Origin of the sequence: Candidatus Filomicrobium marinum, from assembly GCF_000981545.1 — a bacterium.
Lineage (GTDB): Bacteria > Pseudomonadota > Alphaproteobacteria > Rhizobiales > Hyphomicrobiaceae > Filomicrobium > Filomicrobium insigne.
Map to the genome: position 1 here is coordinate 1,154,445 of NZ_LN829119.1, position 22,056 is coordinate 1,176,500.

General features: G+C 58.2%; 17 protein-coding genes. 13 read left to right on the forward strand and 4 right to left on the reverse strand.

The window, feature by feature from the left end; genetic code table 11:
• Positions 1–141: 141 nt before the first annotated feature.
• From YBN1229_RS05655 to YBN1229_RS05670, 4 genes are read left to right on the forward strand one after another with little or no spacing between them, the layout of a single operon-like run.
• On the forward strand, positions 142–1,098 hold the full coding sequence (locus YBN1229_RS05655; RefSeq protein WP_046477326.1) for an HpcH/HpaI aldolase/citrate lyase family protein: 957 nt from the start codon (positions 142–144) through the stop codon (positions 1,096–1,098).
• A gap of 55 nt (positions 1,099–1,153) precedes the next feature.
• The gene (locus YBN1229_RS05660; protein WP_046477327.1) at positions 1,154–2,332 is read left to right on the forward strand and encodes a malate--CoA ligase subunit beta; all 1,179 of its coding nucleotides are present in this window, start codon (positions 1,154–1,156) and stop codon (positions 2,330–2,332) included.
• A gap of 16 nt (positions 2,333–2,348) precedes the next feature.
• Positions 2,349–3,248 carry a succinate--CoA ligase subunit alpha gene (gene sucD / locus YBN1229_RS05665; RefSeq protein ID WP_046477328.1) on the forward strand — a complete coding sequence of 300 codons (900 nt, stop codon included), beginning with the start codon at positions 2,349–2,351 and terminating at the stop codon, positions 3,246–3,248.
• Between the two features lie 58 nt (positions 3,249–3,306).
• A complete protein-coding gene (locus YBN1229_RS05670) occupies positions 3,307–6,174 on the forward strand; it encodes a phosphoenolpyruvate carboxylase (RefSeq protein ID WP_046477329.1) in 2,868 nt (955 codons plus the stop codon).
• 196 nt (positions 6,175–6,370) lie between these two features.
• Here the strand turns inward: YBN1229_RS05670 and prmB are convergent, their stop codons facing one another.
• Positions 6,371–7,288 (reverse strand): 50S ribosomal protein L3 N(5)-glutamine methyltransferase, encoded by a 918-nt coding sequence (gene prmB, locus YBN1229_RS05675; RefSeq protein WP_046477330.1) that lies wholly within the window; start codon positions 7,286–7,288, stop codon positions 6,371–6,373.
• A gap of 112 nt (positions 7,289–7,400) precedes the next feature.
• The gene (locus YBN1229_RS05680; protein ID WP_052743729.1) at positions 7,401–8,624 is read right to left on the reverse strand and encodes a hypothetical protein; all 1,224 of its coding nucleotides are present in this window, start codon (positions 8,622–8,624) and stop codon (positions 7,401–7,403) included.
• Positions 8,625–8,758: 134 nt separating this feature from the next.
• On the opposite strand from YBN1229_RS05680, the gene YBN1229_RS05685 reads away from it, so the two are divergent.
• Positions 8,759–10,171 (forward strand): FAD-binding oxidoreductase, encoded by a 1,413-nt coding sequence (locus YBN1229_RS05685; RefSeq protein WP_046477331.1) that lies wholly within the window; start codon positions 8,759–8,761, stop codon positions 10,169–10,171.
• Between the two features lie 234 nt (positions 10,172–10,405).
• Complete coding sequence (locus YBN1229_RS05690; protein WP_046477332.1) at positions 10,406–11,209, forward strand: phytanoyl-CoA dioxygenase family protein; 804 nt, start codon at positions 10,406–10,408, stop codon at positions 11,207–11,209.
• A gap of 52 nt (positions 11,210–11,261) precedes the next feature.
• Here YBN1229_RS05690 and YBN1229_RS18520 read toward each other — a convergent pair whose 3' ends face one another.
• Complete coding sequence (locus YBN1229_RS18520; protein ID WP_052743730.1) at positions 11,262–12,683, reverse strand: thermonuclease family protein; 1,422 nt, start codon at positions 12,681–12,683, stop codon at positions 11,262–11,264.
• A 316-nt stretch (positions 12,684–12,999) separates the two neighbouring features.
• Here YBN1229_RS18520 and YBN1229_RS05700 point away from each other — a divergent pair, with 316 nt between their 5' ends.
• On the forward strand, positions 13,000–13,530 hold the full coding sequence (locus YBN1229_RS05700) for a tetratricopeptide repeat protein (protein ID WP_046477333.1): 531 nt from the start codon (positions 13,000–13,002) through the stop codon (positions 13,528–13,530).
• 120 nt (positions 13,531–13,650) lie between these two features.
• On the forward strand, positions 13,651–13,833 hold the full coding sequence (locus tag YBN1229_RS05705) for a hypothetical protein (RefSeq protein WP_046477334.1): 183 nt from the start codon (positions 13,651–13,653) through the stop codon (positions 13,831–13,833).
• Positions 13,834–13,889: 56 nt separating this feature from the next.
• On the opposite strand, the gene ubiG is transcribed toward YBN1229_RS05705, so the two are convergent.
• A complete protein-coding gene (gene ubiG / locus YBN1229_RS05710) occupies positions 13,890–14,654 on the reverse strand; it encodes a bifunctional 2-polyprenyl-6-hydroxyphenol methylase/3-demethylubiquinol 3-O-methyltransferase UbiG (RefSeq protein WP_046477335.1) in 765 nt (254 codons plus the stop codon).
• A gap of 281 nt (positions 14,655–14,935) precedes the next feature.
• Between ubiG and YBN1229_RS05715 the strand changes: the two genes are divergently transcribed.
• The 5 genes from YBN1229_RS05715 (at position 14,936) to prmC (ending at position 21,815) form a co-directional block, all read left to right on the forward strand.
• Entirely contained in the window at positions 14,936–16,198 is a 1,263-nt protein-coding gene (locus tag YBN1229_RS05715) for an aspartate kinase (protein ID WP_046477336.1), read from the forward strand.
• Between the two features lie 231 nt (positions 16,199–16,429).
• Entirely contained in the window at positions 16,430–18,715 is a 2,286-nt protein-coding gene (gene ptsP / locus YBN1229_RS05720; protein WP_046477337.1) for a phosphoenolpyruvate--protein phosphotransferase, read from the forward strand.
• 87 nt (positions 18,716–18,802) lie between these two features.
• Entirely contained in the window at positions 18,803–19,741 is a 939-nt protein-coding gene (locus YBN1229_RS05725; RefSeq protein ID WP_046477338.1) for a hypothetical protein, read from the forward strand.
• Positions 19,742–19,840: 99 nt separating this feature from the next.
• Positions 19,841–20,929 carry a peptide chain release factor 1 gene (gene prfA, locus YBN1229_RS05730; protein ID WP_046477339.1) on the forward strand — a complete coding sequence of 363 codons (1,089 nt, stop codon included), beginning with the start codon at positions 19,841–19,843 and terminating at the stop codon, positions 20,927–20,929.
• Positions 20,922–21,815 (forward strand): peptide chain release factor N(5)-glutamine methyltransferase, encoded by an 894-nt coding sequence (gene prmC / locus YBN1229_RS05735; protein ID WP_052743731.1) that lies wholly within the window; start codon positions 20,922–20,924, stop codon positions 21,813–21,815. The genes prfA and prmC overlap by 8 nt, the downstream gene beginning before the upstream one ends.
• Positions 21,816–22,056 lie beyond the last annotated feature (241 nt).

Below are 22,056 nucleotides of genomic sequence, written 5' to 3' on the forward strand. Positions count from 1 at the left end.
CCCAAAAGCCAATAGCCCAGCCTGATTAGGCCGGGCAGAATAACAAGCGTTGTTGCAAACGGCGCGGCCCTTGCCCCGGGATAGAAACCCCAGGGCAGGGACGGTGAAGTCGTGCCTAAAACGTGAGGAAACCAAACACCTATGAGTCATACGCTATACAATCTGCGCAAAGCCCGCCTGCACCGTAGTGAATTGGCCGTGCCTGGCTCCAACCCTTCAATGATCGAAAAGGCCGCGCAAAGCGAAGCCGACTACATCTTCTTGGACCTTGAAGACGCCGTCGCTCCGCCAGAAAAGACCAAAGCGCGCGCCAACGTCATCCAGGCTCTTAACGACATCGACTGGCGCGGCGCCGGAAAGACCGTTTCCGTCCGCATCAATGGCCTTGATACGCACTACATGTATCGCGACGTCGTCGAAGTGGTTGAGCAAGCCGGCGAAAAGGTCGACACGCTGTTGGTTCCAAAGGTCGGCGTACCCGCAGACCTTTATATGGTCGACGCGATGGTCTCGCAGATCGAGCAAGGCAAAGGTTTCAAGAACCGTATTGGTCTTGAGGCATTGATTGAAACCTCGCTCGGCATGGCCAACGTTGAAGCCATCGCACAATATCCCAACCGCATGGAGGCATTACACTTCGGCGTTGCCGACTATGCCGCCAGCCTGCGCTCGCGCACGGTTGTGATCGGTGGTCTCAACCCAGACTATCCTGGTGACCAGTGGCACGCCTCGCTGACCCGTATGCTGGTTGCATGCCGCGCCTATGGTCTGCGTGCAATCGACGGTCCGTTCGGCGGCATTGACGATCCGGAAGGCTACAAGGACTCGGCACGTCGTGCTGCTGCCCTGGGCTACGAAGGCAAGTGGGCAATCCACCCATCTCAGATCACGCTCGCCAATGAGATCTTCTCGCCAACCGAGAAGGAAGTCGAAAAGGCGGAACGCACTGTCGTGGCTCTGAAAGAAGCCGAAGAGCAAGGCAAGGGCGCCGCTTCACTCGACGGCAAGATGATCGACGCTGCGTCAGAACGCATGGCACGAAACATCCTCGTGACCCGCGATGCCATTAAGGCCGCTGCCGACGCCCGTAAATCCTGATCTTTTGCGATGGGGCGTACCGGGCACTCCCGGGCGCCCCGAAAGGGAGGAATACATGGACATACACGAATATCAGGCCAAAGAACTTCTGGCGAAGTTTGGCGTTCCCATCGCGCGCGGTGGGTTGGCTTATTCGCCTGAGCAGGCAACCTACCGCGCTAACGAAATCGGTGGCTCGGTTTGGGTCGTTAAGGCTCAGATCCATTCCGGTGCCCGTGGCAAGGCCGGCGGCATCAAAATCTGCCGGACGGACGACGAAATTTGGGAAGCCGCCGATTCCCTGCTCGGCAAGCGATTGGTAACGAACCAGACCGGCCCCCAAGGCAAGCTTGTCTCGCGCCTCTATATTGAAGAAGGCACGAACATCGCCAAAGAATACTATTTGAGTTTTATCATGGATCGCGGCCAGGAGCGCATCGTTGTCGTCGCTTCTTCGTCCGGCGGCATGGACATTGAAGAGATTAGCGAAAAGCAGCCTGACTCTATTCTGCGCGTCGTTGTCGACCCTGCCGTCGGCATGCAGGGCTTTCAGGCACGCGAGCTGACCTTTGGCCTCGGTATCGAGCCCGATCTCGTAAATAAATTCGAACGCACGATTCTCGGCTGCTACCGCGCCTTCCGTGATCTCGACGCGACCCTTCTTGAGATTAACCCCCTCGTTGTGACGGGTGAACGCTCTCTCATCGCTCTAGATGCGAAGATGTCGTTTGACGCAAACGCTCTGTTCCGCCGCCCACAGATCTCCGAGCTGCGCGACAAGAGCCAGGAAGATCCACGAGAAACTTACGCATCCGACCGCGGCCTGTCTTACGTCGGCCTCGACGGTGATATCGGTTGTGTCGTGAACGGCGCGGGGCTCGCCATGGCAACGCTCGACATGATCAAGCTTGCCGGCGGTGAACCTGCCAACTTCCTCGACATCGGCGGTGGCGCCAGTCCCGAGCGCGTCCAGAAATCGTTCCGCGCGGTTCTGAAGGACTCGAACGTCAAGGCGCTGCTCGTCAACGTGTTCGCAGGCATCAATCGCTGCGACTGGGTTGCGAAGGGTGTAGTCGATGCCATCACTGAGCTCGATATCAAGTTGCCCGTCGTCGTTCGCCTAGCTGGAACGAACGTCGAAGAGGGTCGCAAGATCATTTCTGAAAGCGGGCTTTCCGTGATCAATGCCGACAGCCTGCGCGACGCTGCCGAAAAGGCCGTGGCTGCCGCACGGCAGTCTTCCGCAGCAGCGTGAGACGAGGAGATAGAACATGGCAATCTTCATCAACGAGAATACGCCGATCCTCATCCAGGGCTTCACCGGACGCATCGGCACCTTCCACGCACAGGAAATGATCGACTACGGCACCAATGTTGTGGGTGGTGTGACCCCAGGTAAGGGTGGAACAACCCACCTCGGCCGTCCGGTCTTCAACACCGTCAAAGGTGCAGTCGAAGAAACTGGTGCCGAAGCTTCGATCGTCTTCGTGCCACCGCCCTTTGCGGCTGACGCCATCATGGAAGCTGCTGATGCAGGCATCAAATACTGCACCTGCATCACAGACGGCATTCCGGCCCAGGACATGATCCGCGTGAAGCGCTACATGCGCCGCTACAAAAAAGAAAACCGTATGCGTCTGACAGGCCCTAACTGCGCTGGCACCATCTCGCCGGGCCGTGCGATGCTGGGCATTATGCCGGGCCACATCTACATGCAGGGCCGCGTAGGCATTATCGGTCGCTCCGGTACGTTGGGTTACGAAGCGGCCTCGCAGCTGAAGGCGTTGGATATCGGCGTCTCGACCGCAGTCGGGATCGGTGGTGATCCAATCAACGGCTCGTCGTTTAAGGACATTCTGGAAGAGTTCGAGAAGGACCCGGAAACGGACGCCGTCCTGATGATCGGTGAAATCGGCGGTCCGCAGGAAGCGGAAGCCGGCGCATTTGCCCGCGATCACATGAAGAAGCCTGTGATTGCGTATATTGCAGGTCTTTCGGCACCAAAAGGCCGGACGATGGGCCACGCTGGCGCGATCGTGACCTCTTACGGTGAAGCCGCCGAGGAGAAGGTGGCAATCTTGAAAGAATGTGGTGTAACCATCGCGCAAACTCCAGGCGATATGGGCACGACAGTTGCTGAAGTCCTTTCCCGCATTAAGAAGGTGGCTTAAGCCTCGAAAAAGGTCCCCGATGGGTCTAGGAGAAGGCAATCGGAACGGGAGGATAAATATGCTACAGGGCTCTAGGAATTCGGCGGAGCAACCGATCAATGAATTCGTGTTGCGCGATCGCCTACGCGCACTCCGCGCAGAAATTCCTGATGCCCCGTGGCTAAACCCAATCGTTGCGGTTGCCTTCGACCTGTCTCGCCAATTGGAAAGCGGAGAGATCAGCTTCGAACATCTGCGAGCACTGGCCGGTCGCTTAATGGACCGGGCATGCGTTAATCGGGCTGCTCAATTGCGCGAGCGGATCGGTTTTGTAGACTCTGCATCGACGCAGCGTGATTTCACGGAACTTGTCGAGAAAAGCATCGTCAACGGACCAGACGGTCCGGATCTGGAAGCCTTTCGCACCCATTGGTCACGCGCCCGTTCTGGGATCGTGCTAACGGCTCACCCCACCTTCGGTGTTTCAGAAGCGCTTTCCGAGCGCATGGTCGATTTGGCCGTCTCCGATAACAAGGTTCCAGATGTTTCGATCGGGCTACCGCATCGTCCTGATGATACGATTGATCTAGCGTACGAGCATCGCCTTGATCAGTTGGCCATTCGTAATTTGCGTGACTCTCTCGAAGGCCTTCTCAACGATTTTGTGCGCGTCGCGCAAACCAAATTCGGTGACGACGCCTACGCTATGCGGCCACAGTTGGCGACGATCGCCTCATGGGTCGGCTATGACCTCGACGGCCGCACGGACATTTCCTGGCTCAACTCGTTCAAGCTCAAGCTTGACGAGAAATTGGACGCACTCAACGATATCCGCGAACGTTTTCTGACGCTGCGTCACCGGTTGGATGAGTCACCAGAAGTCCAGCGCCTTGAACGCCAGATGACTGGCAAGCTTGATCTCGCCATAGCTGCTGTCATCGATCAGAAAAAAGCGATGGATGAGGTCGGTCCAGGCGGTAAGAACCTCGCCAAGGCGGCCAACCAGATCACGGTGGATGCCGGCTACAACCTGACGTCAGTCGAGCCGCTCACCGAACTTCTCGACCAACTGATCCGTGTCGTGGAGCCGGCCCAGCACAAACGCGCGCTGGCCGCGCTGCGTGGCCTCATTGAAACGACCGGCCTTGGCATGTCGCACATCCATGTGCGCATCAATGCCGCGCAGCTCACAAACGCCTTGCGCGCCTACGTCCATGAGCCGTGGACACGCGACCTTACTGAACGTCAGGCTCTTTCGCGGCTCGCTGAAATGATCGCGTCCGCCAAGGAAGAGACGGTCAACTTCGGCACGCTGGAACTGGAAACAGCCACGGCGATCCGGCAATTTGCGCTAATCGCTCAAATCAAGAAGTACGTCGACAAAGAAACGCCGATCCGCTTCCTGATTGCCGAATGTGAAAGCCCCGCCACGGTTCTCATCGCGGTATTTTTTGCCAAGCTCTTTGGCGTTTCAGACATCGTAGACATCTCGCCGTTGTTCGAGACCCCGTCTGGCCTTGAGCGTGGTCCCCGCTTGATGGCTCGCCTTCTCGACGAGCCGGGCTACCGCGAATACATCAAACTCCGCGGACGTATGGCCATTCAAACCGGTTTCTCGGACGCAGGGCGCTTCATAGGTCAGGTCGCTGCGACGCTAGCGATCGAGCGATTGCATCACTCTCTCGCCGAGTTAATGCAGGCAGCCGACCTCGAAGACGTCGAACTGCTCATCTTCTCCACGCATGGCGAGTCGATGGGCCGTGGGGCGCATCCCGGTGATCTGCACCGCCGTCTGCGGTACGTGTTGCCTCATGAGGCACGACGCCGTTTCGCCAAACGCGGTGTTTCTCTCAAACATGAAACCAGCTTCCAAGGCGGTGACGGCTTCATGTTCTTCGCGAACCGGGAGCTCACACGCAAGGCCGTCGCAACAATCATCTCAGACGCTTTCGAGGTCGAAAGCCAACCCGATCCGTTCTATGCCGACGAGAACCAGTCTCTGGATTTCTTCTTGAGGCTGCGCGCTTATCAGCAGGATTTGTTTGCACATCCAGGCTATCGCGCGTTGTTAGGCGCCTTTGGCCCCAACCTGCTTTTCAAGACCGGCTCTCGTGCCGTTAAGCGGCAAAGCGATGTCGGCACGCCGGTCGATCGTGGCGACCCTTCGCGAATGCGCGCGATCCCAAACAACGCGATTCTTCAGCAATTCGGATACTTGGCGAACGTCGTTGCCGGCCTCGGTGCCGCAACCGATCTCGATCGCGACCGTTTCATCGCGCTTGCCAAGCGTTCGCCGCGGCTGACGACGCTGTTCGAAATGGTGGCGCGGGGTAAGCAATTATCGAGTCTCAATGCCATGGGCGCGAATGCTTACATATTTGATGCGGGCTTCTGGGCGTCGCGGGCGTCTTGGGGACGCGAGCAGCATTTGGACACAGCCTTCCGTGTGCTCTCGACGACGTTGCTGTCGGACCCGCGCGCATCCGAGATTAATCGCCTGATCCATCACATGCGAATCGATGCGATCGATCTGCACGCTATCCTTGAAGAGCTGGGCCTGGAGGCGGGTAAGGTACCCGACGACCGGCGCCTCGAACTGGATCTGCTGCAGGCCGTGCGTTTGGCGATCATTATGCGCATCTTCATCCTGGCGGCGCAGTTGCCGCGCTTTGCTGCGCGTAACGAGATGTCTCATGAGCGGATCGTCAATATGGCGTTGGCGCTTGATATTCCCGAAGTGTTGGACTTCATGCGCCAGGCATTTCCCTATGCAGCTGCCGAAGCTGCTAATGGAGCCGACTATGCGGAAAGGGCGACGTATCGCCCACACGGCGTCGATGACTACGCACGACTGGAAAAAGAAATTCTAGCGCCAATGGAAGAGGCGTACGAGGTCGTGCGGGAAATCGGCACCGGCATCTCCCACCACTTCGGTGCGTTCGGCTAAGCTCGAGAGGGCTTGTGCCTGCGTTGTGTCGCGCAGATCTAGCGCGACACGCGCCGCACGAGACGAAAAACGCGTCGGGCGCGTTGCGCCTCCTCCGGCCGTAGACAAACACAACAACAGCAGAAACGACGGCGGCGCGCGAGTTCCATGGCTTGCCGAAAGGGCCGGGTCGGAGGGGCGGGTGTCTCGGACATGCTCATCGCGATAGGTCCATCAGTTGCGAGGCCTGTACTGCAAAAACTTCGCCCTCGCTGGCTTCCGTGTTGAGCCAATCTAACGCCAGATCAGGGTAGATCGTTTCAAAGGTGTCGCGACCGGTCCCGATCTCGACGATCATAAGACCATCCGGCTCGAGATGGTCGGCGGCATTCTCCATGATCCGGCGTACGGTGTTGAGACCGTCAGTGCCTCCGGCATGCGCCAGCACAGGCTCAGATTGATATTCCGGTGGAAAGTCAGCGACGGCGCCATCGGTAACATAGGGCGGATTCGCGATGATCAGGTCATAGCGCTGCCCCTCCAGGGCACTGAAGACATCGGACTCAACAAGGCGAACACGGTCGGCCAAGCCATAGTCCGTGACGTTCCTGGCAGCCACAGCCAAAGCGTCAGCAGAGATATCAACCGCGTCTACGTAAGCGTCTTCAAATTCCAACGCTGCGACGATCGCTAAACAGCCCGAGCCTGTGCATAGATCCAGAACGCTCCGGACTTCTCCGAGCTGCGGCACGGATGCCTCAAGCCCATTGATCAAAAGTTCTCCGATATAGGATCGGGGGACAATAACGCGTTCATCGATAGTAAATCGGTAAGGACCGAGCCATGCTTCGCCGGTGAGATATGCGGCAGGCTTTCGCGTTGTGATGCGTTGTTCAAACAGGTCCGCGATCGTTTCGCGCTCGCGCATCGTCAAACGCGTATCGAGCCAGGGTTCCAGCTGATCTATCGGCAGCGACAGAGCATGCAGGATCAGATAAGCAGCCTCATCCAGCGCATTGGATGTGCCGTGACCGAAGACGACACCAGAGCGAGTAAACTCGCTTACGCCGTAACGTAACCAGTCCCGAACGGTAAAGAGGGTTTTGCTGGCATCGAGAACGGAATCTTTTGTCATCTAGGGATCAAGCTATGAGAGGGGCCGGCACAATTGCGCTAACGCGATCAATGCGTGCGTCGGCCACGCCCGTCAAGGCGCACCGGCCGCTATGGCCGTTCGTTCCCCCGAACTAGCGCCGCGCCCAAACCTCCACGACGGCCGCGCCCTTGCCGCGTGCAGCCTGGTCGATGAACCGTGATCGGTAACGCGCCTGGATCTCCTTGATACGTCGAGGAGCATGACGCAAGTCGACTGGACCGAACGCGCCCCCGGCATCGATGCGTGTGCGCACCGGAATGATGTCCTCGTCACCGTTGCCGTAAACAACACGGAGCTGATTGAGGGTGATGGCCCTGTCACGCACCACGACACGAATCTCTTTGAAACCGCTGACATGTTCGCCAACGGGAATGATATCGGTATCGAAGCCAACAAAGCCAGCCGATTGTGCTCCGAGCAAAATCCATCCGTCGTTGAATTTACCACCCTCGCCCGTCTCGCTAAGCCACCCTTCGGCGTGCTCGCCCATGACCTCAATCCGGGCATGGCCCTCGAAGCCAGGCTTCTTTCGGTAGCTGAGCTCAAGGTGATCTATAAAACGTGCGCCGTCGATATCGACCCAGTCGGTTGTGCGGCCTTCCGGGATATGCAGGTCGATTTTGTGCGTGTTCTCGGTTCCGTCCGCATACACAATCTTGAAGCTGTTGAGATAGACATCTTCGTCACGCACCTGAATGCGAACGCGTCCGAATTTTCCCATCTCTTTGGCGACTTTTATCTTGTCATGATCGCCATGGAACGTGACGTACTTGGAGGCGACCAGAAGCCCACCTGTTGCCTGCGGAAGAACTTGCGTCGTGCTGGTGGGCAGCGGTGGCGCCTCGTCTGACTTTACGTATTGCTCTCCTGCCGGACGTTGAGCCCGGCGCCCTCGCCAGCTTTGCAACCCGTGAATCTGGACCCTTGGTTCCGTACCTTGAACGACCGCGTAGCTGAGCCTGACGGAATTGATGAAACGGCCGCGCCGGAAAAAATCCAGCACCTTCGTGCTTTCTCCGTTGCGCAACTCGAACGCTTGATCGGCCGCGTAGAACGAGCCATCCGAATAGTTCAGCTTCAATTCGTTGAACTTCACCGTCCCCCCGACGACACGCATGCGAAAGGCCATGAAGGAGCCCGACAATGCACGCAGGTCGATGAGCGTGCTGGATTGTGAAGTATCGAGCGGGACTTCGCTAACTTGCGTCCAACGGTCTCCACGCGCGGCCCAAGCTTGCGGATTGAGCGAAAGCGCAACGAGGCAAAAGGCAAAGACATAAAAACAAATGCGTGCGAGCATTACATTAAGGCCCATGGTTTTCTTGATCTTGAAAAAGCTCTGGAGGAAACATCGTAAGGTGAAGCTTAGCGTGGATGTGTTTCGTTGCAATGCTGCGAACCAATCACATTGAGCCCTATGGGCGGCGGCGAACAGTGAGCTGACGAATTATGAGCGCAATAGGGCACCAGAAAGACTATGCCACGCCGGATCAGCGAGCCGATGCTATTGAGGCGTTGAAACAGCGCTTTGGGCCCCATGTTGAGACCGGCACAGGAATTCGGCGTCAGCACGCCAATACACTGACGTGGATCGCCAGCGAGCCGCCCGACGCCGTCGTTTTCGCAACGAGTACAGAAGATGTGCGCGATGCGGTGGTGCTCGCAGGACGACACCACGTGCCGATCATTCCTTTCGGTGCGGGAACCTCGCTCGAGGGGCATGTCAACGCCCCGGCTGGAGGCATATCTTTGGATCTATCGCGGATGGACCGAATTCTGAGTGTCTATGACCAAGACCTTGATTGTGTCGTTGAGGCCGGTGTCACCCGCGGACAGCTCAACCGGCATTTGCGCGATACGGGACTTTTCTTCCCGGTGGATCCAGGCACAGAAGAAGCAACCCTTGGCGGCATGGCCGCGACACGCGCCTCCGGCACCTGCGCCGTTCGCTATGGAACGATGCGCGAGAATGTTCTGAATCTGACCGCGGTGATGGCCGACGGCAGCATCATCAAAACAGCGCAGCGCGCGCGAAAATCGTCTGCCGGATATGACCTCACGCATCTGCTCGTGGGGTCGGAGGGCACACTCGGTGTCATTACGGAGCTCACACTCCGCCTGTACGGGCAGCCTGAATCCATACGGGCGGCGGTTGCCCCCTTCGCGACGCTCGACGGAGCCTGCAACGCGACCATGGAAGCCATTCAACTCGGGCTCGGTCTTGCTCGGATTGAGTTGCTCGATGCTTTGCAGATCAGGGCCATCAACTTGCACGCGAAGCTCGAGTTGGCCGAGACGCCAACGTTGTTTCTAGAGTTTCACGGGACGGAGGCGGCAACGCGCGAACAGGTCGCTGTGTTCGAAGACCTAGCGCGTTCGCATGGAGCCACATCCTTTGAAGTCGCCTCCAGCGAAGAAGATCGTCGACGTCTCTGGAAAGCCCGGCATGAAGCCTTGTGGGCCTGTAGGGAGGCATGGCCAGGACGCGTTTCATTCGTGACCGACGTCTGCGTTCCAATCTCGCGCTTGGCGGAATGTGTGGCAGAGACGGAAGCTGACATTGCAGAGAACGGCCTTACGGCTCCGATTGTGGGACATGTCGGTGATGGGAACTTCCATGTGCTGGTGATGTTCGATGCAGACAATTCGTCTGAGTTGAAGGCCGCGAAGTCTTTCGCGAACCGGCTTGCCCATCGTGCGATCGCAATGGGGGGCACCTGCACGGGCGAACATGGAGTGGGCCAAGGCAAAATGGACGTGTTGGAAGCCGAGCACGGTGCCGCGATCGCAACCATGCGGACCCTGAAGCAGGCGCTCGACCCCTTAGGTATCCTTAATCCCGGCAAGATTGTACGGCTCTAGTAACCTGCAGATCCACAAACGTTCGTTGCTTCCAGCGTTTACGGATCATATTCAAGGAGCCATGATGATTCAGATCTTCAATATCGCAGCAGCGTTCTTCGAACTGCAGTAAGCGCCGAGCCCGTTGCGCAATCGGGCTTCGACCCGGGCGTTTCACGTCCGGATGCTACTTTGCGCCCGGCCTCCAGATCGAAATACGCGACGGAGTGACGGGCTGATATTGAAAGATCCATAATGCCATTGAATAAGCACACGCCCGCTCTGAGCGGCGCGCAAATCCAACAGTTTATTGAAGATGGGTTCGTCAGGCTGGATGGTGCCTTCCCGCGCGATTTGGCCAACGAGGCCCGGTCCATACTGTGGAAGGATACGGGGTGCGATCCAGACGATCCGTCCACATGGACAAAACCGGTAATCCGGCTCAACCACTATACTCAGGAGCCTTTCGTAAAGGCAGCGAACACGGCCACGTTGCACAAAGCGTTTGATGCCTTGGTAGGCCAGGAGCGATGGTTGCAGCCTGCCGCAATGGGTACATTTCCGGTGCGGTGTGCGTCGACGGAAGATCCTGGGGACGCGGGTTGGCACATCGACGTCAGTTTCGGGACTGAAAATCCAGACTTCATGTCCTGGCGTGCGAACATCACGTCGCGAGGACGGGTTCTCTTGATGCTGTTCCTGTTCTCAGATGTGGGGGATGCGGACGCTCCCACGCGTATCAGGATCGGATCGCATAAACAGATCGCTCGTACGTTGGCGCCCGCAGGTGAAGCGGGTCTCACCTTGGGTGAACTCGTCGTGAGCGGCATCCCAGAGACAGAGGGGCTACCCGAAGCGACTGCAACGGGAGCGGCTGGGACAGTCTATCTTTGCCATCCCTTCCTCGTACATTCGGCCCAGCCGCATCGAGGAACGCGACCGCGCTTTCTGGCGCAGCCACCGCTTCTGCCAAGGCGACCTCTGAGTTTGCAACGCTCGGAGTCGAGCTATGCGCCCGTTGAGACAGCGATCCGCAATGCGCTGGGAACAATTGGATAGAGAGATGATATGGCCCGGCTGCACTCACGCTGCCGGGCGTTTTCCCTCCCCATCAGCTATCCAGGGATTTCCAGCCGTCGCTGATAGCTTCGTCCTCGCTACAAAACCACCGATCGCCGCGACCGTCGCGAACGCTGTATTTATCGTAGCTGCGAGACCACGGCAGGATATAGACCTTGCCGCCCGACAGCACGCGACCCTTTATCGGACACCCATCGGGAGCTGCGCGACTTGCTGCTTCCCAGCGTTCATCGCGATAATCCTGCGGGCTCTTCGAAGAGCCGCTCCAAAGTCCGGCTTTTGCAGACTGGGCTTCCGCTTGCTGGCTTCCATAAGTTGGAAAGAGGGTCCCCGTCGCGAAGATATGACCGCTGCGCACCATTTCGGCGGCCAAGTCCGTATCCCCGTTGCGGCACGTTGAAACTTTGCGACCGGAGCTATCCGTGTAGTGCACGTCGCACGAGATGGTGGCGCGTCCGGTCAGCCTGCGCAGTGCATCAAGCGCTGATTGTCCGCAATTCCAGCTTCTGGAATCTTCGCGATCGCAAGTCTGCGTTAGCTCCGGCGCTTCGACATCCGCCAACCGGACCACATGTCCCTCGATCCTCATGGAGTCACCCGTGAGCGATACCGCATAGCCAGAGACAACCTCCGGGGGCGAGCTGAAATCGGGAAGGATGTCGGCGACGCCAACCGGCGAGCGCAGTGACACCCAGCCCATCAACAACGACGCAATTAGCCCGACAATCGCGATGGCCGCAGCACCCAGGGCCCACGTGGCGGGTTGTCCGGGAAGCGTAGACCACTTGGGCGCAGGGAGCCATGAAGGCCACTCGATTTTCCCGGTGCTGATAAGTGGAAAGGCGGCGAGCCCGAGGAGCATGATCCCGATGAGCGCGGCGATAAGCGTTGTCGCGTCAAAACCATGCAGAGGAATCCGCGCTACCGCGCCAAGTACGGCCGCACCTCCAGCGATGGCCAGCGGCATGGCGGTTTGCGGCGTGGAAATCGTTCGCAAGGAGGGGCCGAGCTTTGCTGCGCCGCGAGCGAGAACAGGAGCGGCCTTGGCACCACTGCTGCGTGCGGCGTGGCCAAGGTAGCGGCCTCCTTTGATAGCGGCGCGACCGGCGCGCTGTCCGGCTGCGACACTCGCCCGCCCTGCAGCCTGCGCCGCTGATTTTCCCATAGGAACCAGCGTAGCCGCAGCTCGGCGAAAGTTGCCGCGTGCCCAATGCGCTGCGAAAATGCTGAAGTGGCCGGCCCGGCGTCCGGCCTGTCCAAGCCCGCGCTGAGCCGCAGCCGCGCCGTGACGACCGGCTGCAGCACCGCGCCGTCCCGCTTCAGCCAAACCGTCAATGGCGGCCTTCCCGGCCTCCTCGATGCGCTCACGTCGCTTTTTTCGACGTACCAGAATCGTCGTGCGCACGTATTCGCGCCATTCGAAACCGTCGCGACGTTTGCGCCAGCCGAACATGTTCAAAGTGCCCCCGCATGCTTGATCGGGACGATCTACCGATGAAGTGTGTAGACGATCCACGAGTCGTTCAATTTGCGTTGAAAAAATGGCGCTGCTTTGTCAATTATTTTGCAGTAATATCAAAGGTGTGCATTGTTTGGGCTCGGGAAGCCGGGCCGTGGACGGATATCTATTTGCTTGAGGGCTGTCCCAGCAGCCGCAATTTGCGATTTGCCCGCGTCGCGGCGATGTGGTTTTCCTCTGTCCAGCGGCACACGGTGATTTGGGGCGGGTGGAGCCGCAGTCACGACGAAAAACCAGAAAGGCGAAACGGATGGCACGGCGATATTGGGCTCTTGCGCTTTTGGGCTTCCTCCTGGGCGCGCTTCCCACAGGTTCAGTCTTAGCCAAGGACATAGGCCCAGCCAATCCGGCCTGCGACTCTTTCGCTAAAGCGTCGCCCGAATGGCGCGCCTGCGCAGCCCGAATTGCGGCCACCGACGGTGAACTGTTCTACGCCGGGTATTGGCTGGCACGGAACGGGCGCTACGAAGAAGCCCTGACGTACCTCAATGAGGCGGAGCCGCGGACCACACGCGTTCTCACCTATATCGGCTTTGCGACTCGCAAGCTCGGAAACGTCGACAAGGCACTCGGCTACTATGCTGAAGCGCTGGCGATGAATCCCGACAATACCGTAGCCCGCGCGTATCTTGGCGAGGCGCATCTGCAACTCGGGGAGCTTCTCAAAGCCGAAACAGAGCTGAAAGAAATTGCCGTTCGCTGTGGCACATCCTGTGTCGAGTACGGTGAACTCGCCACGCATATTGCGGATTTCAAGAAAGGCAGCCACCTGCCGGGATAATCCTGCCGGTATGATTTTCCGCAGTGGCAGGCGCGGCTGCGCTAATTCTGAACCGTCGGGGGTGGATCGCGTTCTTTCAGGTCCTATCTTGAGGAGAGGCCAGAATGAACGGAGGACCCCATGAGAGCAATGGACGTTCAGGAACGCGCCCGCCAGATGCGTGAGGCGCTGGGAGATAAGGCAATCGCCGAGGCAGCGCAGAAGGCTGCTGAACTTGAGCGCGGCGGCAAAGAAGATGATGCCGCCGAGTGGCGCCAAATCGAAAAAGCGCTGCTGCAAATGCGTGGGCCGCACGCAAGCTGACAAAAAAGTCTCGGACTGACTGGATCTCTTCGCTTTAAGGGCAGGGTTCGGTCGCGTTAGGTGGCGTGCGGCTTTAGAGCCGCCGCCATATAGTTGACGTCTGTATCCGCCGCCGTTGACCAGCGATCCTCCAACGGATTGTAGACGACCCCTTCAAAGCGGACATCGGTCAAATCCGCGTTTTCAAGCGCGGATTGCAGCTCATCAGGTGTTACGAACCGATCCCAGCGGTGCGTGCCGCGATCAACCCATCCAAGGACGTACTCGGCGGCAACGATAGCCAGCGCAAACGACTTCAAAGTCCGATTTAATGTGGATGCGATCATAAGCCCGCCCGGCTTCAATGCTGTGGCACAGAGGCTGATGAATGCGGCTGGGTCCGGCACATGCTCGACCACTTCCAGGCACATCACGGCATCAAACCGTTCTTCGCTCGACGCGATTTGTTCAATGCGCGCTGCGCGATAATCAATATCCAGCCCGTTGATGTTGGCGTGGACCTCTGCGGCGCTGATGCTCTCTTCCGCGGGATCAATGCCTGTTACCTGCGCACCAAGCCTAGCGAGCGGTTCACAAATAAGACCACCGCCGCAACCCACATCCAAAATCTTCAGTCCATCTAGGATGCGAACGCCGCCCGAGTCGCGCTGATAGTGCCGGGCGAGTGCGTTGCGAATAAAGCTGAGCCGCGCGGGACCAATCTTGTGCAAAGGCCGGAAGGGACCATTCGGATCCCACCAGGTTTCGGCAATCTCGGCAAACCGTTGAACTTCGCGTGGATCGACGTTGCCGTCGGAATGGCCCTGCGTCGATACTGTCATGGAAAACGGAGCCTTGTTTCGTGTGGATGCTGAATGGTCTGCGATAATACAGGCATTCGTCGCGCGCGCTCAGACCATAGTCAAGGTGCCTGATCCTGTTGCTCTGTGTTCACCAAGCCGCTATGACATGCCCCAATCCGTCGGGACGGCAATGAATTTGTAACGCGGTGCTGGATAAAACCGGTGAGCCGTAGAAGCGGTCTTTTGCCGCGCGAGAGTGTTCTCGTGTTCTCCCAGGTCTTTAACCGGCTATTTACTCTAGATGCCACGCGGGATTCGCCATGGCTTTGGTTGTTATGAAGTTTGGCGGTACGTCCGTCGCCAACATCGAACGTATCCGGAATGTGGCGCAGCACGTCAAACGCGAAGTCGATGCTGGCAACCAGGTTGCGGTCGTCGTTTCGGCGATGGCGGGAGCTACAAACCAGCTTGTTGGATTTGTCCGCGAGGTCTCGCCGTTGCATGACGCGCGGGAATACGATGCCATCGTCGCGTCGGGCGAACAGGTAACCGCAGGCTTGTTGGCAATCGCACTACAGACGATTGGTATCCGGGCGCGGTCCTGGCAGGGCTGGCAAATTCCGTTGGAAACCGACACGGCCCACGGCGCCGCACGCATCACTAAGGTTGATGCAGGCCGTTTGGTTGAGCGCGTCGCAGGCGGTGAGGTCGCGGTTGTCACTGGATTTCAGGGAATCGAGCCGACGCACGGACGCATCGCGACGTTGGGACGCGGCGGGTCCGACACGAGCGCGGTCGCTGTTGCCGTCGCACTGAATGCCGATGTCTGTGATATCTACACCGACGTAGACGGAGTATATACGACCGATCCGCGAATTGTGCCTGAGGCCCGTCGCCTGTCGCGGATTTCATATGAAGAAATGCTGGAAATGGCCTCTCTCGGTTCCAAGGTCCTGCAAACGCGGTCCGTGGAGCTGGCTATGGTTTATGGCATCAAGCTGAGGGTGCTTTCCAGCTTTGCTGCACCGGACTCGATTAAACCGGTCAGCATTGGAAATCTACAGGACTTGGGTACGACCGTTTGCAGCGAGGAAGAGATTATGGAAGGCCAGGTCGTTAGTGGAATCGCCTACGCCAAGGATGAGGCGAAAGTCACGATCCTCAAGGTCCAGGACAAACCGGGTATCGCCGCGCGAATCTTCGGGCCACTCGCGGAGGCTGGCATAAACGTCGACATGATCGTCCAGAATGTCACGCCAGACGGTGCACACACCGACATGACGTTTACCGTCGGGGCCAACGAGTTGCCGCGCGCCTTGCAGGTTCTGGAAAAGGTTAAGCAAGACCTTGGCTATCTCGACGTGCGTAGTTCTGCCGATGTGGTAAAGGTGTCCATCATTGGTATCGGCATGCGGAGCCATGCGGGCGTTGCTGCAAAAATGTTTCAAATCCTCTCGGATAAAGGCATCAACATTCTCGCAATCTCAACATCTGAGATTAAGGTCAGCGTGCTGATAAACTCCGACTATGCTGAACTTGCTGTGCGTACCCTTCATGAGGGATTTGGTCTGGACGCAACCTGAAGCGAGCGGTGTTGCGGCGCAAACGAGCGCCAAACAACGCGTACCTTTCGCGGCCTTATTTGACCTCTAGGAAGCAGGCCACGGCGGCGCAATTGCCAGTGCAATAAGGCAAGTCGGTTGCGTCCCTCTGGCGTGGCTGTAATTTCTACCTACGGTCGGGCAAAGATTTCCTTCTGAGCGGGTCGGACTAGCTATAGTTCGGAACTTTGAAGCGGCGGTGGGCCTGTTGAAATGAGACGAGGCGGTGACGAACCCCGCATATCGGCGTCCGAGCCAGCACTGCGTGTCATCATGCGGCGCTTGCGCGAGATTCTGGCCGAGCCTGGCGATGGTCAATCACGCCTGGACAAGATCGTGCGCCAGATTGCCGGCGTCATGGTTGCCGAGGTCTGCTCTATCTATCTCAAACGCCGCGACCATTCTCTAGAGCTATTTGCTACGGAAGGTCTCCACCGGGAAGCAGTGCACAATACGCGACTGAATCGCGGCGAAGGCCTCGTTGGGCGCTGCGCCGAACTCGCGGTGCCCATCAACGAGCCCGACGCGCAATCCCATCCGGCGTTCTCTTATCGTCCTGAGACGGGCGAAGAAGCTTATCACTCACTGCTTGCGGTGCCGATCCAGCGTTCCGGACAAGTCATTGGGGTTCTGGTCGTACAGAACCACACGGCAAAGCATTACTCCGAGGACGACACCGAGGTGCTCCAGGCCACGGCGATGGTGATCGCCGAGCTTTTGGTTTCCGGCGCCGTCTCGGGAACCGAGGCCGACATTGAGATCTCAAAATCTCTCTCAGCAGTCATCAAAGGCGAGGTTATCTCCGACGGCATCGCACTTGGACATGCCGTGCTCCACGAACCGAGGGTCGTCGTCAGCACCTTGATGGCCGACGATCCGGCCGTGGAGCTTGGGCGTCTCGAGGCGGCGTTGGCGGCCTTGCACACCTCTCTCGACGAGATGTTTGAGCACGACCGGCTACTGGCAGATGGCGAACACCGCGACGTTCTCGAAGCGTATCGGATGTTTGCAAAGGATCGTGGCTGGCAACGTCGGCTGGGTGAGGCTGTTAAGGGAGGGCTGACCGCCGAAGCTGCTGTCGAGCGCGTTCAAAACAGCACGCGCGCTCAGATGTTGCGCCATGCCGATCCTTACTGGCGTGAACGTGTCCGCGATCTGGATGATTTGTCTGATCGGCTGCTGCGGATTTTAACGGGCCACACGGGCGAGGATCGGCCAGTCGAATTACCACCCGACGCAATTCTCATTGCGCGCACGATGGGGCCGGCCGAATTGCTGGACTACGACCGGACTCGGTTGCGTGGCCTGATTGTTGAGGATGGCAGTCGGCAAAGTCACGTCGCGATCGTCGCCAAGGCACTCGGAATTGCAGCGATCGGCCAAGCGCGTCGCATCGTGGAGCATGTCGCGAACGGGGACGCGGTTATCGTTGACGGGGAAACCGGCGAAGTCCACGTCAGGCCGTCCGCCGACCTCGTTAAATCATACTCCGACAAGGTTCGCTTTCGCGCAAAGCGGCAGGAGCGTTACCACAAGCTGCGAGACGTTCCTGCAGTCACAGTCGATGGCATCCCTATTCGACTTTCTATGAATGCCGGCCTAATTGCTGATATGCCTCATCTTGAGGAATCGGGCGCCGAAGGCGTGGGGCTGTTCCGCACCGAAATTCAATTCATGCTGTCTGAGAAAATGCCGCGCCTCATGCAGCAGGCCGAGGCTTATCGCGCGGTGCTCGCCGAAGCCGCCGGTAAGCCGGTCGTGTTCCGAACACTCGATATCGGCGGCGATAAGATGCTCCCTTATTTAAGCGCGTTGCCCGAAGAGAACCCCGCGATGGGTTGGCGCGCTACGCGCATGGTTCTGGATCGTCCAGCGCTCTTCCGGGCGCAGGTTCGCGCGCTTCTGCGTGCGGCGAATGGTCGACGCCTAGACATGATGGTTCCGATGTTGAGCATGTCATCGGAGATGGATGAGCTGCGCAGCCTGCTCGACAAGGAGCTCGTGCATGCCAAACGTCACGGTTACCCGTTGCCGAGTACGTTGAACGTTGGCGCAATGCTTGAGGTGCCGAGTCTTCTGTACGAATTGGACGCACTGCTGCCGAAGGTGGATTTCATCTCGGTGGGATCCAACGACTTATTGCAGTTCCTGTTTGCGGCCGATCGCACCAACGCCCAGGTGGCGAGCCGCTATGATCCGTTGTCCATCGCACCGATGCGTGCGCTTAAACACCTCATCACGAAGGCTAGTGAGCAATCTGTCCCACTAACCGTTTGCGGTGAAATGGCTGGAAGTCCTCTGAGTGCGATGGCCTTGATCGGTCTCGGGTGCCGTTCGCTGTCAATGGCGGCTTCCTCAATCGGTCCGATTAAAGCGATGGTCTTGTCGCTGAATGCGGGTCAGTTGGCGGAACGGCTGGATATCCTTCTGGGAAAAACGGACATTGATTTGCATGCAAATCTGCTGAATTTTGCTGAACGCCACGGTGTCGAGTTGTGATGCAACAACTCTGAATAAGGCGCACTCGGCCATATGGCCGTCCAGAATTCATCGCAACAAGGAAGCGCAACCGTTCCACGAGCTCTGATGCCCGGCCGCTCCGGGCTAAAGGCGTGTGAAGGACGATTAGGGGATTTCGGCCTCCCGGAGGCCGCAACAGTTCGACGAGTAAAGGGTTTTCCACCTCCAGTGGCCGCGAAATGGAACGATGGCAGTTTTGGGATTGGTCCAGGGCCCTCCACCGCGATCGTTGAGGCGGCTCAGCTCTTTGCTGGGTTGCGAAAGGTGCTTAACCTATCGCTGGACGCAGCCGCAGACTTGCTCGCTACGGAACCGAACGTTATCGCTGCGCTCGAAACAGGCCAGATCGACGCGCTTCCACCCTGGCCCGAAACGCAACGGCTCGTCAGCGCCTACACCGGGCTCGCCGGGTGCGATCCCGGGCCGGTTCTCTCAATTTTACGGGCCGAACTCGATAGGCGACATAACGACAGCTCAAGAGCTACCGGAGCCACTGTTTCCGAGTTCTCGGACAGGGCTGCGCCCCCCACGTTTTTGACACGCCAACCTGGGCCGTCCCCCAATGCCCCTGAAGATCCGGTTGAGATACAACAGGCCGGTCCCCGTTGGCGAAAAGGTAGGGGCGGGCGTCCTGTTCCTGTCGGGAGCGCTTTAGTAGACCAAGCGGAAAATGCACGCCCACGCCTCAAGTACAGGTTAAGTACAGCAGGGATAGGTGCAGGTCTCGTAAGAGGTGTGTCGACAGTTGTTCTTAATCGCGGCGTATATATCGGGATTTTGAGCGTGGGACTGGTTGCGGCAATTGTTTTTGCATTATGTCAGCCTACCGTTGTCAGCATCTTGTCTTCGAGATTGCCCGATCCCATGTCTCGAGGACTAAGGTCTGTGCATGATTATTTGCTTATTCGCTTTGCGCCGGAGCGCGAAGGTTTACGCTGGATCGAGGTCGATGATCCCCGGGCAAGACGCACCGACAAATTGCACAATGTCCGTCAAACCGATTAGATGCGCGCCTTCGAACCTCTAGAGACGGAATGCCTCCGCTAATGGACCGCGTGGACGAAAGCGCGCCCCTAACCCTTTCGACGGATTGAAAGACGGACGATGAACGCCATCCCCGAGGAAAAACTCGATCGATTGATAGAGCGCTGGGAAAATGTGCAGGCCGAACTGAATTCCGGCGTAGGACAGGCGACGTTTGCCAAGCTGTCTAAGGAGTTCTCAGACCTCGACCCGCTCATTGCAGCGATTCGCAAATTGCGCGCGGCTGAGCAGGAGCAGCGTGATTTACAGGAACTTGCGCAGGACGCCTCTGCTGATCGCGAGATGAAGGCAATGGCCGCGGAAGAGCTTGATGCTTTGCGCCCTCGCATTGCGACCCTGGAGCATGAACTCAAAATTTTACTCCTGCCCAAGGATGAAGCCGATGAGCGCAGTGCGATTCTTGAAGTGCGCGCCGGTACTGGCGGGGATGAAGCGGCTCTTTTCGCAGCAGACCTATTCCGCATGTACACCCGATATGCCGAATTGAAGGGCTGGCGCACGGAGATTATCTCGCTCTCCGAGAACGACCTCGGCGGTTATAAAGAAGTCATCGCCTCCGTCACCGGCCAGGGTGTGTTTGCCAGATTGAAGTTTGAATCCGGCGTCCACCGCGTGCAGCGGGTTCCTGAGACAGAGGCCAGCGGTCGTATTCATACGTCCGCAGCGACGGTCGCAGTACTCCCCGAGGCGGAAGACGTCGACATCGATATCCACCCTGACGATATTCGAATCGACACGATGCGCGCCGGTGGGGCCGGCGGTCAGCACGTAAATAAAACCGAGAGCGCCGTGCGCATGGTGCATATTCCGACCGGTATCACAGTGGTCTCTGCGGAAAAATCCCAACATCAGAACCGGAGATTGGCAATGCAGGTGCTCCGGTCCCGTGTCTATGAGCAGCAAAGGATGCGCGCAGCCGACGAACGTTCTGAAGCGCGGCGGTCTCAAGTCGGTAGCGGTGACCGCTCGCAGCGCATTCGCACATACAATTTTCCGCAAGGCCGGGTCACGGACCACCGGATCAATCTAACCTTGCACAAGCTGGATCAGATCATCGAGGGCAATGGTCTCGACGAGTTGTTTGACGCTCTCATCACGGATCATCAGGCTCAGCAATTGGCAGACATGGAAAATCGCGCCGATGCCTGAAGCTTCAATGCGTAGCGGTCATAAATTCGCGGCTGAGGACAGCTTAGTCGACGCGGTCGTGCGCAGTGCTGCCATGCTCGCGGGCTTCGATGAGCCGCGCCGTGAAGCACGAAGACTGGTTGCGGCCGCCGCGGAAATGGACGCCGCGCAGCTCATTGCTGCCCCAGATTCAAAGCTGGGCGCCCCGGCGGCCCTCCGTCTCGATGAAATTTTGGTCCGGCGTCTCGCCCATGAGCCTTTGTCCCGAATTCTCGGTAGTAGAGAGTTCTTCGGTCGCGAATTTGCATTGTCGTCTGAAACGCTCGACCCACGTCCGGATACGGAAGTACTGATCGAAGCCGCAAAGGAATTGGCGCACGAAGAGGGTTGGTATGACCGACCGTTTCACCTGATCGATGTTGGAACCGGGACCGGCATTCTCGCGATCACAATGCTCGCAGAGTTTTCCAACGCGACAGCGTTGGCGACTGATATCAGCGCCCAGGCGCTGGCTACCGCGCAGTCAAACGCAGAGCGCCTTGGGGTTGCCGACCGTATTCGTTTCCTCGAAGCGCGGAGTCTAAAGGGTGTCGAGGGTTCCTTCGACCTTCTGATGTCGAATCCCCCCTACATCGTATCGGCTGACATCGGCACTCTGGACGCGGAAGTCCGCCTTTACGATCCTCTAGCCGCCCTTGACGGAGGCCCCGACGGCCTCCAAGTATATCGTGAAATCGTTGCTGACCTCAGCCATTCCGTGCCCCAAGGGTGGGCCCTTTTCGAGGTCGGAGCGGACCAAGCCTCGGACGTTGCTGGATTGTTGAAAGGCCAGGAGGTTCGGGAGTTACGGATGTGGAAGGACCTCGGAAACCACACCCGGTGTGTTGCGGGTCGGACACAATTCTAACGGCCCAGCGAAAAAAGCTTGGATTTATCCAGCTTACGCGATACTCTCATGTTAGGCGAAACTTGTGACACGCGCAGGCCCGGATCAGATAGCATAGATAGATCTGTAGGGACGCACAGTGCACGCTGCGAAGTGATTGGCGAGGACGCGCATAGCGTTTTCAGCTTTTGAGGCCCATCAAGATTGGTGGCTTCGTCGCTCGCGGTACGCTTTTCCGACAGGTTGGATGATTACCAAGAGC